Raw genomic sequence first — 14,880 nt, forward strand, 5'->3', positions numbered from 1 at the left:
GGCAAGCCAGACCTGCTCGCACTGTCTGCATTCGCTGCGACGCAGAAGTAGGCTCGGACGTATGAGTAAGACCAGCAAGAAGCACCACGGTTCCGTCTCCCACAAACCTCGCAAGGCAACGGCAGCTGACTGGATCTCGGGTGCACGCATTCGAACCCTTCCCCTCGCCTTTGCACCCGTTGCGATTGGTTCGGGAGCCGCGTCGATTACCGAGCAGTTCAACGCTCCTGTTGCGCTGCTCTGTTTGGTGGTGGCCTTGTCTCTGCAGATCGGTGTCAACTACTCCAACGATTACTCAGACGGGGTTCGTGGCACCGATGACTATCGCGTCGGACCTGCTCGTCTGACCGGCTCTGGTGCCGCAGACCCCAAGAAGGTCTTAGCTGTTGCACTCGCCTTCTTTGCCCTCTCGGGTATTGCCGGAATTGTCATCGTGGTTCTCACCAGCGCGTGGTGGATGTTGGCAGTGGGTGCGGTTGCGATCGTGGCTGCCTGGTTCTATACCGGAGGTCGTCGCCCCTATGGCTATGCCGGCCTGGGTGAAGTGATGGTTTTCATTTTCTTCGGACTAGTGGCAACCCTGGGCACGACCTACGTCCAAACCGGCACCTTTAGCCAGGAAAGCTTGCTGGGTGGAATTGGCATTGGATTGATTTCCTGCGCCGTGTTGGTCGTGAACAACATCCGCGATATTGCCACCGACACTCTCGCTGGAAAGAAGACTCTGGCCGTCCGTATGGGGCGCACACCCTCAGCGGTTCTGTTCTGCATCTTGATGCTGATTCCCTTTGGAATCGTCATCTACCTAGGCCTCTTCTACACCGCAGCGTTGCTGACATTGTTTGCCCTGTTGGCTGCACTTCCTGCGTGCTTGATCACGGTCACGGCAAAGACTCCGCAGGAATACATCCTGGCGTTGAAGCTGTCCAGCTTGACTGGACTGCTGTATGGCTTAGGCCTTGCCTTTGCTTTCTTTAGCTAGACCAGCTTCAACTTCTGCATCTTCAGCGTCAGCGTCCTTGTCAGGATTGACCGCTTTAGCAGCCCGCTTCTCGTAAAGAGATTCAGATAAAGCGTTGCGGGTTTTCGCGAAGAAGATGTAGGAAACGCACAGGCCGATGATGGCAGAAAGCACAGCTGCAAGCCAGGGAATCATTCCCAGCAGCAACATGATTGCCAAGGGGAGCGCGAAAGCTGCCAAACGCATCAGGCTGAACCAGAACCAAGTCGATTTCTTCACACCCCAAGTCTAAACCGGCGGGGCTGTGAGCTACACGGGAGCCAACCTAGACTGGTAGCACTATGACCCGCGTCCTGATCGTCCTCGCTGCCCTCGCTGTGGCACTCATGGTTTTCTCTCTTGTCGATGCCATTCTCATCGACCGCTTCCGCGTGCGAGGAGTTCCCAAGGGTTTGTGGATCGTATTGATCTTGATTCTGCCGGTGGTGGGATCGATTCTCTGGCTCACTGTGGGACGTGGACGCAAGAATGGCCCCGGTTCCAAGCGCGGTTCTGTCGCTCCAGATGACGACATCGATTTTCTCCGAGGGTTGAACACTGATCCGCCCAGTGATGGTCCACGTGGCTAAACCAGCTCCCGCTTCCGTTTTCGCTGCAGAGTTCCTTACTCATGTAGTGGAACTCGGCGTGCAGCACATCGTTCTTTCTCCCGGTGCTCGTTCGCAAGCACTTGCTTTGGTGGCAGCCGAACTAGAACGTCGCGGCGATGTGAAGCTTCACGTGCGCATCGATGAGCGCGCTGCTGGATTCCTTGCCCTTGGACTTGCGGTGGAAACCCGCACACCAGCCGTTGTGATCACCACCTCAGGTTCTGCAGTGGCGAACCTTCACCCAGCCGTTCTTGAAGCACACCATGCAGGTGTGCCGATGATTGTTCTCACCGCTGACCGCCCTGAAGAATTGCGTGAGATTGGAAGCAACCAAACCACTCACCAGCATGACATTTTCGGACCCGCTGTTCGCTTGAGCGTGGACGAACCCGCACCTGTTCCTGGTGCGACTGCAGAGCGTCGTGGTGCTGAGCTGGCCAATGATGCGTTCTACGCCTCAACTGATCACTACGCACCCGGTCCTGTTCATCTCAATGTGGCATTCCGTGAGCCGCTCTCCAGCACGATTGACGTTCGACCGGTCGAACTCCTCATTCAGTCCTTGCGACCTGTTGAGCCAGGTATCTCGCTCGAACTTAACCGTGGTCCAAACACTCTGGTCATTGCCGGTGCTGATGCTGGTCCGCGTGCTGAAGAAGTTGCTCATGAAGGTGGGTGGCCGCTCATCGCTGAGGTCACCAGTGGTTCACGCTATGGTCGCAACCTCATCCCTGCCTACCGAGAACTTCTCTCCAACCCTGAGCTCACCAGACTCGTTGAGCGCATCGTGGTCTTTGGCCACCCCACGCTCAGTCGTGAAATTCCTGCGCTGATTGGTGACTCCAGCTCCGGCATCCAAACCATCGTTGTTCGGGGCGCAGCACCCGAGGGCTATAACCCTGGTCTCAACGTGTCCTCTTTCGTCAATGACGTCACAGTGGAACCAGGCGAGACAAACACAGACTGGCTCGGCCTCTGGATTCTGAACGGCCGCGACGCATTTGAACGTTATGAATCAACGGCTATTGACGCTGCTCTCGCCACTGCACCAAACGTGACGGCGTCACGCTCTGAGAGCATCGACGAGAAGAAGGCATTCTTGGCTGCAGAGCTTGCAGCCTCCAGAGTGAAGATCTCTCGTGAGTTGTTGGTGGATGCCGTGTGGCGTTCAACTTGGCCACACGATCGCCTTGTCTTTGCGGCATCTCGTCTGATTCGCGTGGCAGACAAGTTTGTGGGTGGCAAGAAGATCACTGTCCACGCCAACCGAGGGCTTGCCGGCATCGACGGAACCCTAGGCACAGGTATTGGTATTGCGTTGGCAACCGAGAATGCGCTGACGCGCATTGTGGTTGGCGATCTTGCTGCCCTGCATGATGCAGGCTCGATGCTTTTTGGAACTCAAGAAGAACGCCCCCGCGTCCAGGTCATCGTCGGAAACGATGGTGGCGGAACCATCTTTGATGCGCTGGAAGTTGGCCAGACTGCCTCGGCAGAAAACATGGACCGCGTCTTCCTGACCCCACAACAGGTCAGCTTGGAATCACTTGCCGCAGCCTATGGCTGGGGATACACCAAGGTCTCCACCGTGAGTGAGCTGGAACGCGCACTAACTGGTGCCGGTGATGGTCCTGAACTCGTCGAGGTTGAACTCGAGCGCTAGAAGCTTTCTAGCTCAGCGCATCCACGATGGGACGGAACTTCATTTCTGTTTCCACCAGTTCCTTTGAAGGAACAGAGTCAGACACGATTCCGCAGCCTGCATAGGCAGTGACGGTGGAACCAGAGAGCTGAGCACAGCGCAGTGCGATGGCCCATTCGCCATCGCCGTCTGCGCCAATCCAGCCGACGGGGCCGGCATAGCGGCCACGGTCAAAGGGCTCGAGGTCATCAATCACTTCAACAGCAGCAACTGTGGGTGTCCCAGCGACCGCTGCCGTGGGGTGAAGAGCAAAGACAAGGTCGAGTGAGTTTGATCCGCTAGCAAGAGTGCCTGCAATATCGGTAGCGAGGTGCCAGAGGTTAGGTAGCTTCAGCGTGAAGGGGGCGTCACTGACGGTGAGCTGTTCGGCATAGGGGGTCAAGGCGTTGACGACCGAGCGAGTGGCGAAGCCGTGCTCATCCAGGTCTTTATGGCTCGAGGCAAGCTCTGCTGCATTCGCAACGTCAGTGGCAGTGTCGCTGCCACGACGGGCGGTTCCTGCCAGCACGCGTGCGGTGACTTTGCGGCCATGCACCGTGATGAGAGTTTCGGGGCTGGAGCCAAACAAGCCATCCACGCTAAAGGTCCAGCAGTCGGGATAGCTCTCAGCAAGGCGGTTGATAGCAACCCGGAGATCTTGAGTGCCCGCAAGCGTGCCCTCGAGTTCACGGGCGAGAACTACTTTCTCAACCTCACCAGCATCAATACGCTCGATGGCCTTGTTCACGGCAGAGGTGAAGCCCTCTTCAGAGAGCGAAGCAGGGGAGAGATGCACGACAGGTGCAGCTCCAAGTTTCGCGCTCGCCGAGATGTGTTCGGCCAAGAGTTGTTCTGCTGAATTCTCTGTCAATGCCTCAACTGGCTCATCTGCAAAACCGATACGTGTCAGCCACGTGACTCCAGCTCGTTGCCCCACAACCAGTCGAGGGATGATCAACACACTGGGAACTTCAGAGGTGGAGCGGAAGGCAAACGTTCCAAACGCCATCAGACCAGAGCCGGCAACATTGACCGAATCGGTCACTGTTGCAGCAGCGGCAACCTCTCGCCAGGCAGCGCCGGCATCCTTGATGCGGGTCTTGCCAGAGAAGGACAGGGTTTCTACTTCACCGATGCCAACCAGGCCGTCACCGCGTCGCCACCACAGCAGTGGTGAGTCGACGCCGAGCAGGGTAAGCAACTCGGGGGAGACGGTTAATCGAACCGACTCCACACGAAGACCACGGGTTGCTGACAAGCTCACCTGAGACAGCCTACGCCGGAGCCGTAGACTTCTCTTGTGACTACAGCTGACCTTTCTAAGAAGCCCGAAGCCGTCTCGGCAATGTTTGATGACGTTGCCGCTGGCTATGACGTCACCAACAACCTGCTTTCCGCAGGAAATGCGTTGTTGTGGCGCATCGCAACCACCCGTGCAGTGAACCCCCAAGCATCTGAGCGGGTTCTCGACCTCGCTGCAGGCACCGGCACCAGCTCGGTGGCTCTCGCGAAGTCTGGTGCACACGTTGTTGCTGCAGATTTCTCACCCGGCATGCTCGAGGTGGGCCGCCAGAAGCACGGATCTAATCCACTCGTTGAGTTCGTTGAAGCCGATGCAACCAAGCTTCCTTTTGAGGACAACAGCTTTGATGCAGTGACCATGTCTTTCGGTCTTCGGAATGTTGTCGAGCCCAAGAAGGCTCTAGCTGAGCTCTACCGTGTGACCAAGCCTGGTGGTCGCATTGTGATCTGTGAGTTCTCGACCCCACCTGCTGCACCTATCCGTGCGGGGTACAACTTCTACCTGCGCAAGGTCATGCCGATGGTGGCAAAGTATTCCTCCTCGAACACTGAGGCGTATACCTACCTCGCAGACTCGATCGAAGACTGGCCCAACCAGGCCACTCTGGCTACGTGGATTCGTGATGCCGGCTTCATGAACGTGGCCTACCGCAACCTCACCGCTGGCGTGGTTGCCCTTCACCGCGGCATTAAGCCCGTCGCCTGAGCAGGACTAGGCTGAACGAATGAGCACAAGCGTGAGTGGGGTAGCCGGTGTGACCGGTCGTCTTTCTCTGCGCCAGCGCTTGTTTGCCTCCCCTGAGACCAAGCAGCTCGCCGACACTATCGATGCGGGCGTTGCCACCATTGAAGAAGGCTTGAGCAAAGAGCTTCACTTCACCGATGCGTTGGCAGATGTCTCTGGTCGCTACCTATTTGGTGCCGGTGGCAAGCGTGTTCGCCCCATGCTCACACTGCTCACTGCTCAGCTGGGTAATGGCGCAACACCTGAGGTCATTACGGCAGCTCAGGCTATTGAGATCACTCACCTCGCGTCGCTGTATCACGACGACGTCATGGACGAAGCTCCGCTTCGTCGCGGTGTTCCCAGTGCACATGAAGTCTGGGGCAACTCGGTAGCGATCCTCACCGGTGACCTCCTGTTCTCTCGTGCCAGCACCCTGATGACCCGCTTGGGTGAAAAGGCCATGCTGTTGCAGTCAGAAACCTTTGAGCGTCTCTGCCTGGGTCAGCTACACGAAACCATCGGTCCTCGACCCGATGAAGACCCTGTCTCCCACTACATCCAGGTCCTGGCTGATAAGACAGGTTCACTGATTTCTGCAGCAGCACGCTGCGGCATTGTCTACTCCGGTGCACCTTTGGAATACGAAGACGCCATGGTGGAGTTCGGTGACAAGATTGGCGTGGCCTTCCAGCTCGCTGATGACGTGCTTGACCTCTCTCCTGAATCTACTGCTACGGGCAAGCAGGCAGGCACTGACCTGCGTGCAGGTGTTCCCACTCTCCCCACTCTTTTGCTCGAGCAGCAGGCAGCTACTGATCCAGCCGCAGCTGCATTGCTCGCTCGCATCCGCGATGACGCGGATGACGCCTCTGCTGAAGCAGATGCTGACCTTCAGCTCGCTATCGCTGAGCTCTATGCACATCCGGTGACTCAGGCCACTCGCGAAGAGGCTCGTCGTTGGGCAGCAGAAGCTGTTGCCGCCTTGGATATCTTGCCGGCAGGTGCTGTCAAGCAGGCACTGTCTGCTTTCGCAGAGCACGTCGTATCTCGCTCGGCATAAGCCATGGCGAAGCCACGGGTTGATCCCACCGAGGGTCACGCAGCTGTTGTTGCGGTTCTTGCTGGCTCATCAGCGCGCGAAGATGTTGCCAGTGCGGTTCGATATCTCCTGCAGCTGATGAGTGATGCTGCTCCCGGACACACGGTTGAACTTCGGGTCCCACCTTTTGGAGCTATCCAGTGCGTGGAAGGGCCAGAACATACGCGGGGGACTCCACCGAATGTGGTGGAGATGGATTCACCCACCTGGATTGCGCTAGCGACGGGCTCAGTGAGTTGGGCAGAGGCTTACGACCAGGGCAAGATCAGTGCTTCTGGTGTGCGCAGCAATCTGAGTTCTCAGCTACCACTGGCACAATGGTGACATGAGCGAAAAAGAGACGATCACCACCGAACAGGTCACTGTTCGCCGATCCCCCAAATACCTGACCTTCATGGTTATGGGAATTATCTTGGGTATCCTCGCAGCACTCATCCTCACCTTTGCGCTGCCCAATGAGAGTGAATTCACTCTCACGCAGATCTTCGGCTTCATGCTGTTGATCACCGGAACCGTGGGTGGAACCCTCGGTCTGGTCTTCGCACTGATCGTGGATCGCTACTTCTCGCGCCACGTCACTCAGGCAACAGCTGAGAAAATCGCTGTCACCAAGGACTAGTCCTTCTCGAACTAGCTCAGCTGGTTACGCTCGACCCAGTCCAAGTACTCAGGGGTGATGGTGCCGGTGACGTAGTCACCGGTGAAGCAGCTGACATCAAGACCGGTCAGCTTGGAGCCTTCCATGATGGCCGCTTCCATATCGGCAACTTCCTGATAGATCAGGTGGTCTGCACCAAGTTCTTGAGCAATCTCAGGAATCTTGCGACCGTGAGCGATGAGCTCCTGACGCGACGGCATGTTGATGCCATAGACGTGGGGGTAACGAACGGGAGGAGCAGCAGAGGTGAAGGTCACCTTGTTTGCTCCAGCAGCACGGGCCATCTCCACGATCTCGCGTGAGGTGGTTCCACGAACGATCGAGTCATCCACGATGAGGACGTTCTTGCCCTTGAACTCAGCCGACATGGCGTTGAGCTTCTGGCGCACGGAACGCTTGCGCTGAGCCTGGCCAGGCATGATGAAGGTGCGACCGACGTAACGGTTCTTGAAGAAACCTTCGCGGTATTCCACACCCAGCTTGCGAGCCACCTGCATGGCAGAAGGTCGTGAAGAGTCAGGAATAGGCATAACCACATCGATGTCACCCAGAGGCGCATACTGAGCAACCGTTGCTGCCAAGCGGTCGCCCATGCGCAGACGAGTTTCGTAGACCGAGATGCCGTTCATTACGGAGTCGGGACGAGCGAGGTAAACATACTCGAACGAGCAGGGACGCAGAATGGGGTTCTCTGCGCACTGGCGCGAGAAGAGTTCGCCATCCTTGGTGATGAAGATTGCTTCGCCGGGCTCAACATCTCGGATGATTTCGTAGCCACCGGATTCCAGCACGAGAGATTCGGACGCAACGACGTAGTCGAACTTGCCCTTCTCGTTGGCACGCTGACCCAGGATGAGCGGGCGGATGCCGAAGGGATCGCGGAAGGCGAGGAGACCATGACCAGCAATGATGGCGATGGTGGCATAGGAGCCTTCCACGCGTTTGTGGAGGTTCTCCACGGCGGTGAAGACGTGCTCGGGGCCAAGCTCCGTGCCGGAGACAGTTCCCTGAAGTTCGGTAGCAAGAACGTTAAGCAGAAGCTCGGTATCGCTCGAGGTGTTCACGTGACGACGGTCGATGCGGAACAGATCGTTGGTGAGTTCACGGGTGTTGGTGAGGTTACCGTTGTGAACCAAGATGATGCCGTAGGGGGCATTCACGTAGAAAGGCTGTGCTTCTTCTTCGTTAGAAGCGGCACCTGCAGTGGCATAGCGGACGTGACCAAGGCCGACGTTACCGACCAGGGTGCGCATGTCGCGGGTGCGGAAACCTTCGCGCACCTGCCCCTTGGTCTTGTGCATGTGCAGGTGAGAACCATCTGCAGTTGCGATACCGGTGGAGTCTTGTCCGCGGTGCTGCAGAAGCAACAGTGCGTCGTAGATTTGCTGATTGACCGGCTCAGTAGAGACGATTCCGACGATGCCACACATGTGCGGTGGGAGCTCCTGAAAGTCGAGGGGCGTAAAGGAGCTCTGTCGAGTTCCTAGTCAAGTCTGGCACATCTTTCCTGAGGATAGACTTGACCCTGTGAGCCAGAATTCTTCCTACGCACGTGCGGGTGTAGACACCGCTGCCGGTGACCTCGCGGTCGAACTCATGAAGGCCTCGGTCAAGGCCACGCATGGCCCCGAAGTACTTGGTGGCGTAGGCGGTTTTGCGGGACTTTTTGACGTCTCTTTCCTTAAATCTTTTGATCGCCCCCTTCTGGCAACCAGCACCGATGGTGTGGGTACCAAGGTGGCAATCGCTCAGGCTCTGGACAAGCACGACACCATTGGTCAGGACTTGGTCGGCATGGTTGTGGACGACATCATCGTCTGCGGCGCACGTCCCTTGTTCATGACTGACTACATCGCCTGCGGCAAGGTTTACCCTGACCGCATTGCCGCCATTGTGAAGGGCATCGCAGATGCCTGCTCCGCAACCGGCACCGCACTTGTAGGTGGCGAGACTGCCGAGCACCCTGGTCTCCTTGGCGTTGACGACTACGACGTAGCGGGTGCCGCTGTCGGTGTTGTCGAAGCAGCAGATCTTCTCGGTGCCGAGCGCGTGGTCAACGGTGACGTTGTTATCGCGATGGAATCTTCCGGTCTGCACTCCAACGGCTACTCGCTTGTTCGCCACATCCTGGCTGAAAACAAGCTCGGTTACTCCGACAACTCTGTTGACTTTGGCGGTGTGGTGGGCGAGGTTCTCCTCGAGCCCACACGCCTTTACACCGGCCCTCTCGTTGAAGTGCTCGCTGATCCAGCTTTGGCTGGCAGCGTGCACGCGCTCAGCCACGTCACCGGTGGTGGCATTGCAGCTAACTTGGCTCGTGTTCTTCCCGTCGGCTCCTGGGTTGAAGTAGACCGCTCGACCTGGTCACCTAGCAACGTCTTCCGTGTGCTGACTTCTCTCTCTGGTGACACTCTCGAGAGCACGGAAGGAACCTGGAACCTGGGCGTGGGCATGTTCGCTGTCGTCAGCGCAGGTTCTGCATCGGCAGTCGTGAGCAAGCTATCTGGCCTAGGTATTCCTTCGTGGGTTGTCGGTATGGTTTCCACTTCTGAGCGTGACTTCACCGGCTTTGAACAGGGCGCTAAGGGCGTCAACGGTGGCGCGGTGCGCCTGGTTGGCAGCTACGCAAACTAGCTCCCCACAGCCGTGCTGATTCCATTACTTGTCGCCGGCGCTGTCGGAGGGTTTCTCTCTGGCTTCTTTGGTGTTGGCGGCGGCATCATCATGGTTCCGCTGCTCATGGCCTGGGCAAAGTTTGACCAGAAGCGCGCTTCGGCCACATCTCTTCTTGCCATTGTTCCCACTTCCCTCGTGGGCGCGATTACCTATGCCAGCAATCACCAGGTAGATGTCTTAGTTGCTGCCCTGGTTGCCATCGGCGCAATTGTTGGAGCCCCGTTTGGCTCAAAGTTGTTGCGAGTGCTTCCCGTGGCGGTCATTCACTGGACCTTCATCACCATGATGGTGATTGAGGCAGCCCGACTTCTTTTTGTGACCGAAGAAACCCAGGGCAGTTTCGAGCTGACGTTCTTCTCAGGTGCTGGACTCATTGTCTTAGGTCTAGTTATGGGGGTTGCCTCAGGCATGCTCGGCATCGGTGGAGGGGTCATTGCCGTGCCGGTCTTTATGAGCTTCTTTGGGTTAGCTCCGCTGCTGGCCAAGGGAACCTCGTTGCTGGCTATGGTGCCCACAGCGATTGCCGGAACTATCCCCAACCTCAGGGCAGGTCTAGTTGTGCTCAAAGATGGTGTCATCGTGGGCATCGCTGCTGTGGCCGCATCTTTTGGCGGAGTAGTGCTGGCATTTATTTTGCCGGATCAACTCTCAGCACAGCTCTTCGGATTGCTGCTGCTGGGCGTTGCGATTCAGAGCGCAGTGCGCAGACTGAAAAAGAAGTAGTTAGGCGGAAGCCGCAGCTTCGCTTTCCTCATCCTCGTCGTCGGGGTAAAGGTCAGCCCACTTATCTACGAATTCGTCGCCCTCGGAAACGTGACCGATCTCTTTTTCGAGTGCAGAGAGGTCAGTGTTTGGGCTGAAATACTTCAGCTCGCGCGCAACTTTAGTGTGCTTCGCTTTTTGACGGCCACGCCCCATGCGTAACCCCTTACCTTGCTAACCGGGAAAAATTCACCGGATGACCATTAGGAAAAATCTAAGGGTAAGTCTAACACTGGCTTTCGCCTGTTTAGCCGAGGGGGCCGCCACCAAGAAGGTAGCCGGCGCCGACTGCCAACAGGCCTACCGCAGTGCTCCCGACAATGTTGAGGCCTGCTTGCATCCAATGACCTGCGCGAAGGCGTTCGATCGAGTCAACAGCAAAGGTGCTCATCGTGGTGAAACCACCACAAAAACCAGCAACGAGAACAAAGCTAACTTCGGGTGAAAGAACCGCATTTGCCAGCAGAGCAGCAAACAATCCCACGAGGAGCGAGCCCACAGCATTGACTACAAAGATGGCCAATGGGAAGCCATCTTTCTTTGCCGGAAGGATGACCGTGCTGGCATAGCGCAGAGACGCACCAACACCACCGGCGATGATCGCTAAGAACAGAGAGATGAAGTTCATTTACTTCACCGCCTTTTTCTTGGCGGATTTCTTGGCAAAGGGAGTTCCCACCCAGATGCCAAGTAGTGCAGCAAACAAACTTGTTCCGATGGAGAGGGCGAGATAGCCCGCCGTTGTCCAAGGGTCTTGAATGAGCAGTGCCTGCAACATCACGCCAGAGAACGTGGTGAAACCACCGAGCACACCAGGGCCCGCAGCCAACTTCATCCAATGCGGAGTCTTCGGTCTCGTCCACAAACCAGCGACCAGGAAGCCCAGCAAGAACGAACCCAAGGCGTTGATCACCAGGATGCTCACCAGCGACATCGTGAAGAAGATGAGGCTGAGCATGATGTCCAACAGGATACGAAGGGCGGTGCCGATGGCACCACCGATCGCAACCGGAAGGAGATCTTTTTTCACGACGTTGGTCTTTGGTTACTGGTCGTCTTTAGTGCGCTTAGCCGGGGTGACCGGCTTGCGCGCAATCGGACGCACGGGCTCACCGCGTCGTGACTGTCCAGGAACTGGACGTGAACGACGACCATAAATGATGTCAGTGGAGTCCAGCAGCCAAGGCACAAGTGCAATGGCAACGCCGTGCTCCATCATGAGCTTCATCTTGAGACGACGAGCCTTGTGGTTGTGGAGCGCGTGCTCCCACCAGTGACCCACGATGTATTGGGGAAGGTAAACAGTCACAATCTCAGAACCGTGCGTTGCACGGTGTTCGCGAATGTGTTGAATGAGTGGCCAGCTCAGGTCGCGGTAGGGCGAGCTGATGATGCGCAGCGGCAAGTGAATGTTCTGACGGATCCAGTCCAGTTCCAGCTTGGCCGTGGAAACCTCATTGATGGACACGTGCACGGCTTCGATGGAATCGTGACGGGCTGCGATGGCGTAGTCGATGGCCTTGAGGATCGGCTTTTGCATCTTGCCCACCAGGACGATGGCGTGGTCACCCTTAGCGCCGAAGGTGGTCTCTGCGTCAACAGTGACTTCTGCTTCAACGTCACGGTAGTAACGGTTCACGCCAATCATGAGGAAGTAGAGAATCGGCATTGTGACGAACACAATCCATGCACCGTGCGTGAACTTGGTAATCGTCACGATGATCAGAACGGTTGCGGTGAACGTGGCACCGGTGATGTTGATCAGGCGTGACCAGCGAATGCTCGACGCGTTATCCGGCTTTGTCTTCAGCAGTTTGGTCCAGTGCACCACCATGCCTGTTTGACCCAGAGTGAAGGAGACGAATACACCGATGATGTAGAGCTGGATCAGTTGGGTCAGATCTGCTTGGAAGACTCCCAGAATCACAATTGCAGCCAAGCCCAGTGCAATCACACCGTTCGAGTAGATGAGACGGTCACCGCGGGTCTCGAGAGCCTTGGGTGCGTAACCATCGTGAGCAAGAACGGAACCCAGCAGGGGGAAGCCGTTGAAGGCAGTGTTTGCCGCCAGCAACAGCACCAGTGCTGTACCAGCCTGGATGGCATAGAAGAAGACGGTGTTGTTACCGAAGGTCGCAGCTGCAATCTGAGCGATGAGCGAACGCTGAGGAACCGTCTCACAGTTGGCGTAACCAATCAGGTGGCAGGCATCCTCTGCGTAGTGCACGTTGGAGATGAAGGCCATGGTGATCAGACCAGCAAAGAGGGTAATGGCGATAGCGCCCATCACGACGAGGGTGATCTGTGCGTTTTTGATCTTAGGAACGCGGAAAGCAGGAACACCGTTGGCGATAGCTTCCACGCCGGTCAGTGCAGCACAGCCACTGGCGAAGGAGCGCAGGAGCAACAGAATCAGCGCAGCCTGAGCGACGCTTTCTCCCTCGACCATGTACTGAGCGGACTCAGCAATAGGAGCGTCGCCCATGAGTGTGCGAGTGATGCCCACCACGATCATGATGAAGACGCTGGTGACGAAGAAATAGGTGGGGATGGCGAAGGCCTTGCCGGACTCGCGCACACCACGCAGGTTGATTGCAGCCAGGATGATGACGAACACGATGGCCAGCAGCACACGTTCTGGCGCAAGTTCCGGGATAGCCGAAATGATGTTGTCGACACCTGAGGCAACCGACACAGCCACGGTCATGACGTAGTCGACGAGCAGAGCTGAGGCGACAATCACACCAGACTTCTCACCCAAGTTCTTGTGAGCTACTTCGTAGTCACCACCACCGGAAGGATACGCCTTAATCAGCTGACGGTAGCTGGCGATGACCACGATCATGAGCAAGATCACGCAGGCAGCAATCCACGGAGCGAAGCTGAGGAATGCGAGGCCACCGATGAGCAGAATCATCAGGAGTTCCTGCGGGGCATAGGCCACAGAGGAGAGCGGGTCACTGGCGAAGATCGGGAGCGCGATGCGCTTCTTGAGAAGCTCCCCTTCCAGCATCGCTGTCGGCAGCGGGTCACCAATAATCCAACGCTTAGGTGACTTCGACTCGGGGATAGAACCAGTGCCAGTATCTTCAGGACTCACGAACAGCTACTTTACGCCGATTCACCCGGTAGAGAACTCACATTTTTTCGTTATAAAGAACTGCCAGACTGTTGTTTGTGTATTTCTTAGCTAAAGCCAGTATGAAAAACCGCGCCCTCATTGCGCTGGTGACCATTGTTGTAGCCATCTTCGGAGGGCTTGCACTGACTAACCTCAAGCAGGAATTGGCACCCAGCGTGCAGTTCCCGCAGCTGGCTGTCCTTACTGTCTACCCAGGTGCTGCACCTGAGGTCGTGAACCAAGACGTCTCTGGTCCTATTGAGACCGCAATCCAGGGTGTTCCGGGCATCGAAAACACCACCGCGACCTCGAGCACCAACTTGAGCCTCATCTCGGTGTCCTTTACCTACGGCACCGACTTGATCATCTCCGAGCAGAAGATCAACCAGGCGATCAACCGCATCAAGTCACAGCTGCCCGCAGACGTTGACCCCCAGGTTATTTCCGGTTCCTTCAGCGACTTCCCTGTCATGCAGATTGCGGTTTCCAGCGATCTGGACACTCTTGAGCTGGCAGACATTCTCCGCTCCTCAACGCTTGCTGAAATCAAGGACGTCGAGGGCGTTCGTGATGCTGCACTCCTCGGTGCTCCCGAGAAGCGCGTCACCATCGAACCCAACCAGGCAGAACTTCGTGCTCAGGGCCTGACCACCGCGTCGATCAAGGACACCCTGGACGCCAATGGTCTCCTGATTCCTGCCGGCGAGATCACCGAGAACGATCAAACGCTTTCTGTTCAGATTGGTGAGCGCATCAACTCTGTTGATGCCATTGCTGCTCTGCCTATTACTGGTGCTAACGGTCCTGGTGTTGTCACCATCGGATCTGTCTCGACCGTTGCCCTCACGGACGCACCCACCACCACTCTTTCTCGTGTGAATGGAAAGCCTGCGCTCACCATTGCGGTGACCAAGCTTCCCGGAGCCAACACCGTTGATGTGTCCAAGGCCGTCAACAAGGTTCTTCCCACCCTCGAAAAGAGCCTCGGTAACAACGCGGTCTTCACTACCGTCTTCGACCAGGCTCCCTACATCGAGAAGTCGATTGAGTCGCTGACCACTGAAGGTCTGCTTGGTCTGCTCTTCGCCGTCATCATCATCCTGATCTTCCTGATGTCGATCAGATCCACCCTGGTGACCGCCATCTCCATCCCCACCTCGGTGCTGATTACCTTCATTGGTCTCCAGGCAGCGAACTACACCCTCAACATCCTGACTCTGGGTGCTCTGACTATCGCCATCGG

At 56.8% G+C, this 14,880-nt stretch carries 17 protein-coding genes; 10 read left to right on the forward strand and 7 right to left on the reverse strand.

What is annotated here, in order from left to right; genetic code table 11:
* The first annotated feature begins 61 nt into the window (after positions 1-61).
* Positions 62-982 (forward strand): 1,4-dihydroxy-2-naphthoate polyprenyltransferase, encoded by a 921-nt coding sequence (locus Q0362_RS00045; protein WP_298118296.1) that lies wholly within the window; start codon positions 62-64, stop codon positions 980-982.
* On the opposite strand, the gene Q0362_RS00050 is transcribed toward Q0362_RS00045, so the two are convergent.
* On the reverse strand, positions 953-1,240 hold the full coding sequence (locus tag Q0362_RS00050; RefSeq protein WP_298118300.1) for a DUF4229 domain-containing protein: 288 nt from the start codon (positions 1,238-1,240) through the stop codon (positions 953-955). The two genes, Q0362_RS00045 and Q0362_RS00050, sit on opposite strands and share 30 nt — an antisense overlap.
* A 62-nt stretch (positions 1,241-1,302) precedes the next feature.
* Between Q0362_RS00050 and Q0362_RS00055 the strand changes: the two genes are divergently transcribed.
* Positions 1,303-1,590, forward strand: a complete 288-nt coding sequence (locus tag Q0362_RS00055) for a PLD nuclease N-terminal domain-containing protein (RefSeq protein WP_298118304.1) — start codon at positions 1,303-1,305, stop codon at positions 1,588-1,590.
* Positions 1,583-3,274 (forward strand): 2-succinyl-5-enolpyruvyl-6-hydroxy-3-cyclohexene-1-carboxylic-acid synthase, encoded by a 1,692-nt coding sequence (gene menD / locus Q0362_RS00060; protein ID WP_298118306.1) that lies wholly within the window; start codon positions 1,583-1,585, stop codon positions 3,272-3,274. Before Q0362_RS00055 ends, menD begins: the two co-directional genes overlap by 8 nt.
* 7 nt (positions 3,275-3,281) lie before the next feature.
* Here the strand turns inward: menD and Q0362_RS00065 are convergent, their stop codons facing one another.
* Entirely contained in the window at positions 3,282-4,556 is a 1,275-nt protein-coding gene (locus Q0362_RS00065; RefSeq protein WP_298118308.1) for an isochorismate synthase MenF, read from the reverse strand.
* 36 nt (positions 4,557-4,592) lie between these two features.
* Between Q0362_RS00065 and ubiE the strand changes: the two genes are divergently transcribed.
* Genes ubiE through Q0362_RS00085 form a run of 4 tightly spaced genes read left to right on the forward strand, consistent with a single transcriptional unit; the run spans position 4,593 to position 7,039 of the window.
* The gene (gene ubiE / locus Q0362_RS00070; RefSeq protein WP_298118311.1) at positions 4,593-5,300 is read left to right on the forward strand and encodes a bifunctional demethylmenaquinone methyltransferase/2-methoxy-6-polyprenyl-1,4-benzoquinol methylase UbiE; all 708 of its coding nucleotides are present in this window, start codon (positions 4,593-4,595) and stop codon (positions 5,298-5,300) included.
* A gap of 19 nt (positions 5,301-5,319) precedes the next feature.
* Positions 5,320-6,381: a polyprenyl synthetase family protein gene (locus Q0362_RS00075; protein ID WP_298118314.1), complete on the forward strand. Its 1,062-nt coding sequence runs from the start codon at positions 5,320-5,322 to the stop codon at positions 6,379-6,381.
* 3 nt (positions 6,382-6,384) lie between these two features.
* On the forward strand, positions 6,385-6,744 hold the full coding sequence (locus Q0362_RS00080; protein WP_298118316.1) for a sterol carrier family protein: 360 nt from the start codon (positions 6,385-6,387) through the stop codon (positions 6,742-6,744).
* 1 nt (position 6,745) lies between these two features.
* Positions 6,746-7,039 carry a hypothetical protein gene (locus tag Q0362_RS00085; protein WP_298118318.1) on the forward strand — a complete coding sequence of 98 codons (294 nt, stop codon included), beginning with the start codon at positions 6,746-6,748 and terminating at the stop codon, positions 7,037-7,039.
* Positions 7,040-7,050: 11 nt separating this feature from the next.
* Here Q0362_RS00085 and purF read toward each other — a convergent pair whose 3' ends face one another.
* Complete coding sequence (gene purF / locus Q0362_RS00090) at positions 7,051-8,508, reverse strand: amidophosphoribosyltransferase (protein ID WP_298118321.1); 1,458 nt, start codon at positions 8,506-8,508, stop codon at positions 7,051-7,053.
* Between the two features lie 97 nt (positions 8,509-8,605).
* On the opposite strand from purF, the gene purM reads away from it, so the two are divergent.
* Complete coding sequence (gene purM / locus Q0362_RS00095) at positions 8,606-9,712, forward strand: phosphoribosylformylglycinamidine cyclo-ligase (protein WP_298118324.1); 1,107 nt, start codon at positions 8,606-8,608, stop codon at positions 9,710-9,712.
* 12 nt (positions 9,713-9,724) lie between these two features.
* Positions 9,725-10,477: a sulfite exporter TauE/SafE family protein gene (locus tag Q0362_RS00100; protein WP_298118326.1), complete on the forward strand. Its 753-nt coding sequence runs from the start codon at positions 9,725-9,727 to the stop codon at positions 10,475-10,477.
* Here the strand turns inward: Q0362_RS00100 and Q0362_RS00105 are convergent, their stop codons facing one another.
* The 4 genes from Q0362_RS00105 to Q0362_RS00120 form a co-directional block, all read right to left on the reverse strand.
* Positions 10,478-10,672: a DUF3073 domain-containing protein gene (locus Q0362_RS00105; RefSeq protein WP_110234674.1), complete on the reverse strand. Its 195-nt coding sequence runs from the start codon at positions 10,670-10,672 to the stop codon at positions 10,478-10,480.
* Positions 10,673-10,763: 91 nt separating this feature from the next.
* Positions 10,764-11,144, reverse strand: a complete 381-nt coding sequence (gene crcB, locus Q0362_RS00110; RefSeq protein WP_298118335.1) for a fluoride efflux transporter CrcB — start codon at positions 11,142-11,144, stop codon at positions 10,764-10,766.
* Positions 11,145-11,546, reverse strand: a complete 402-nt coding sequence (locus tag Q0362_RS00115) for a CrcB family protein (RefSeq protein WP_298118337.1) — start codon at positions 11,544-11,546, stop codon at positions 11,145-11,147.
* 15 nt (positions 11,547-11,561) lie between these two features.
* Positions 11,562-13,529 (reverse strand): APC family permease, encoded by a 1,968-nt coding sequence (locus tag Q0362_RS00120; protein ID WP_298118345.1) that lies wholly within the window; start codon positions 13,527-13,529, stop codon positions 11,562-11,564.
* A gap of 188 nt (positions 13,530-13,717) precedes the next feature.
* Between Q0362_RS00120 and Q0362_RS00125 the strand changes: the two genes are divergently transcribed.
* Positions 13,718-14,880, forward strand: a 1,163-nt coding sequence (locus Q0362_RS00125; protein ID WP_298118343.1) for an efflux RND transporter permease subunit, incomplete at its 3' end; no start/stop codon positions are given.

It is taken from the genome of uncultured Aurantimicrobium sp. (genome assembly GCF_936931525.1).
In the GTDB taxonomy this organism is placed as follows: Bacteria; Actinomycetota; Actinomycetes; order Actinomycetales; family Microbacteriaceae; genus Aurantimicrobium.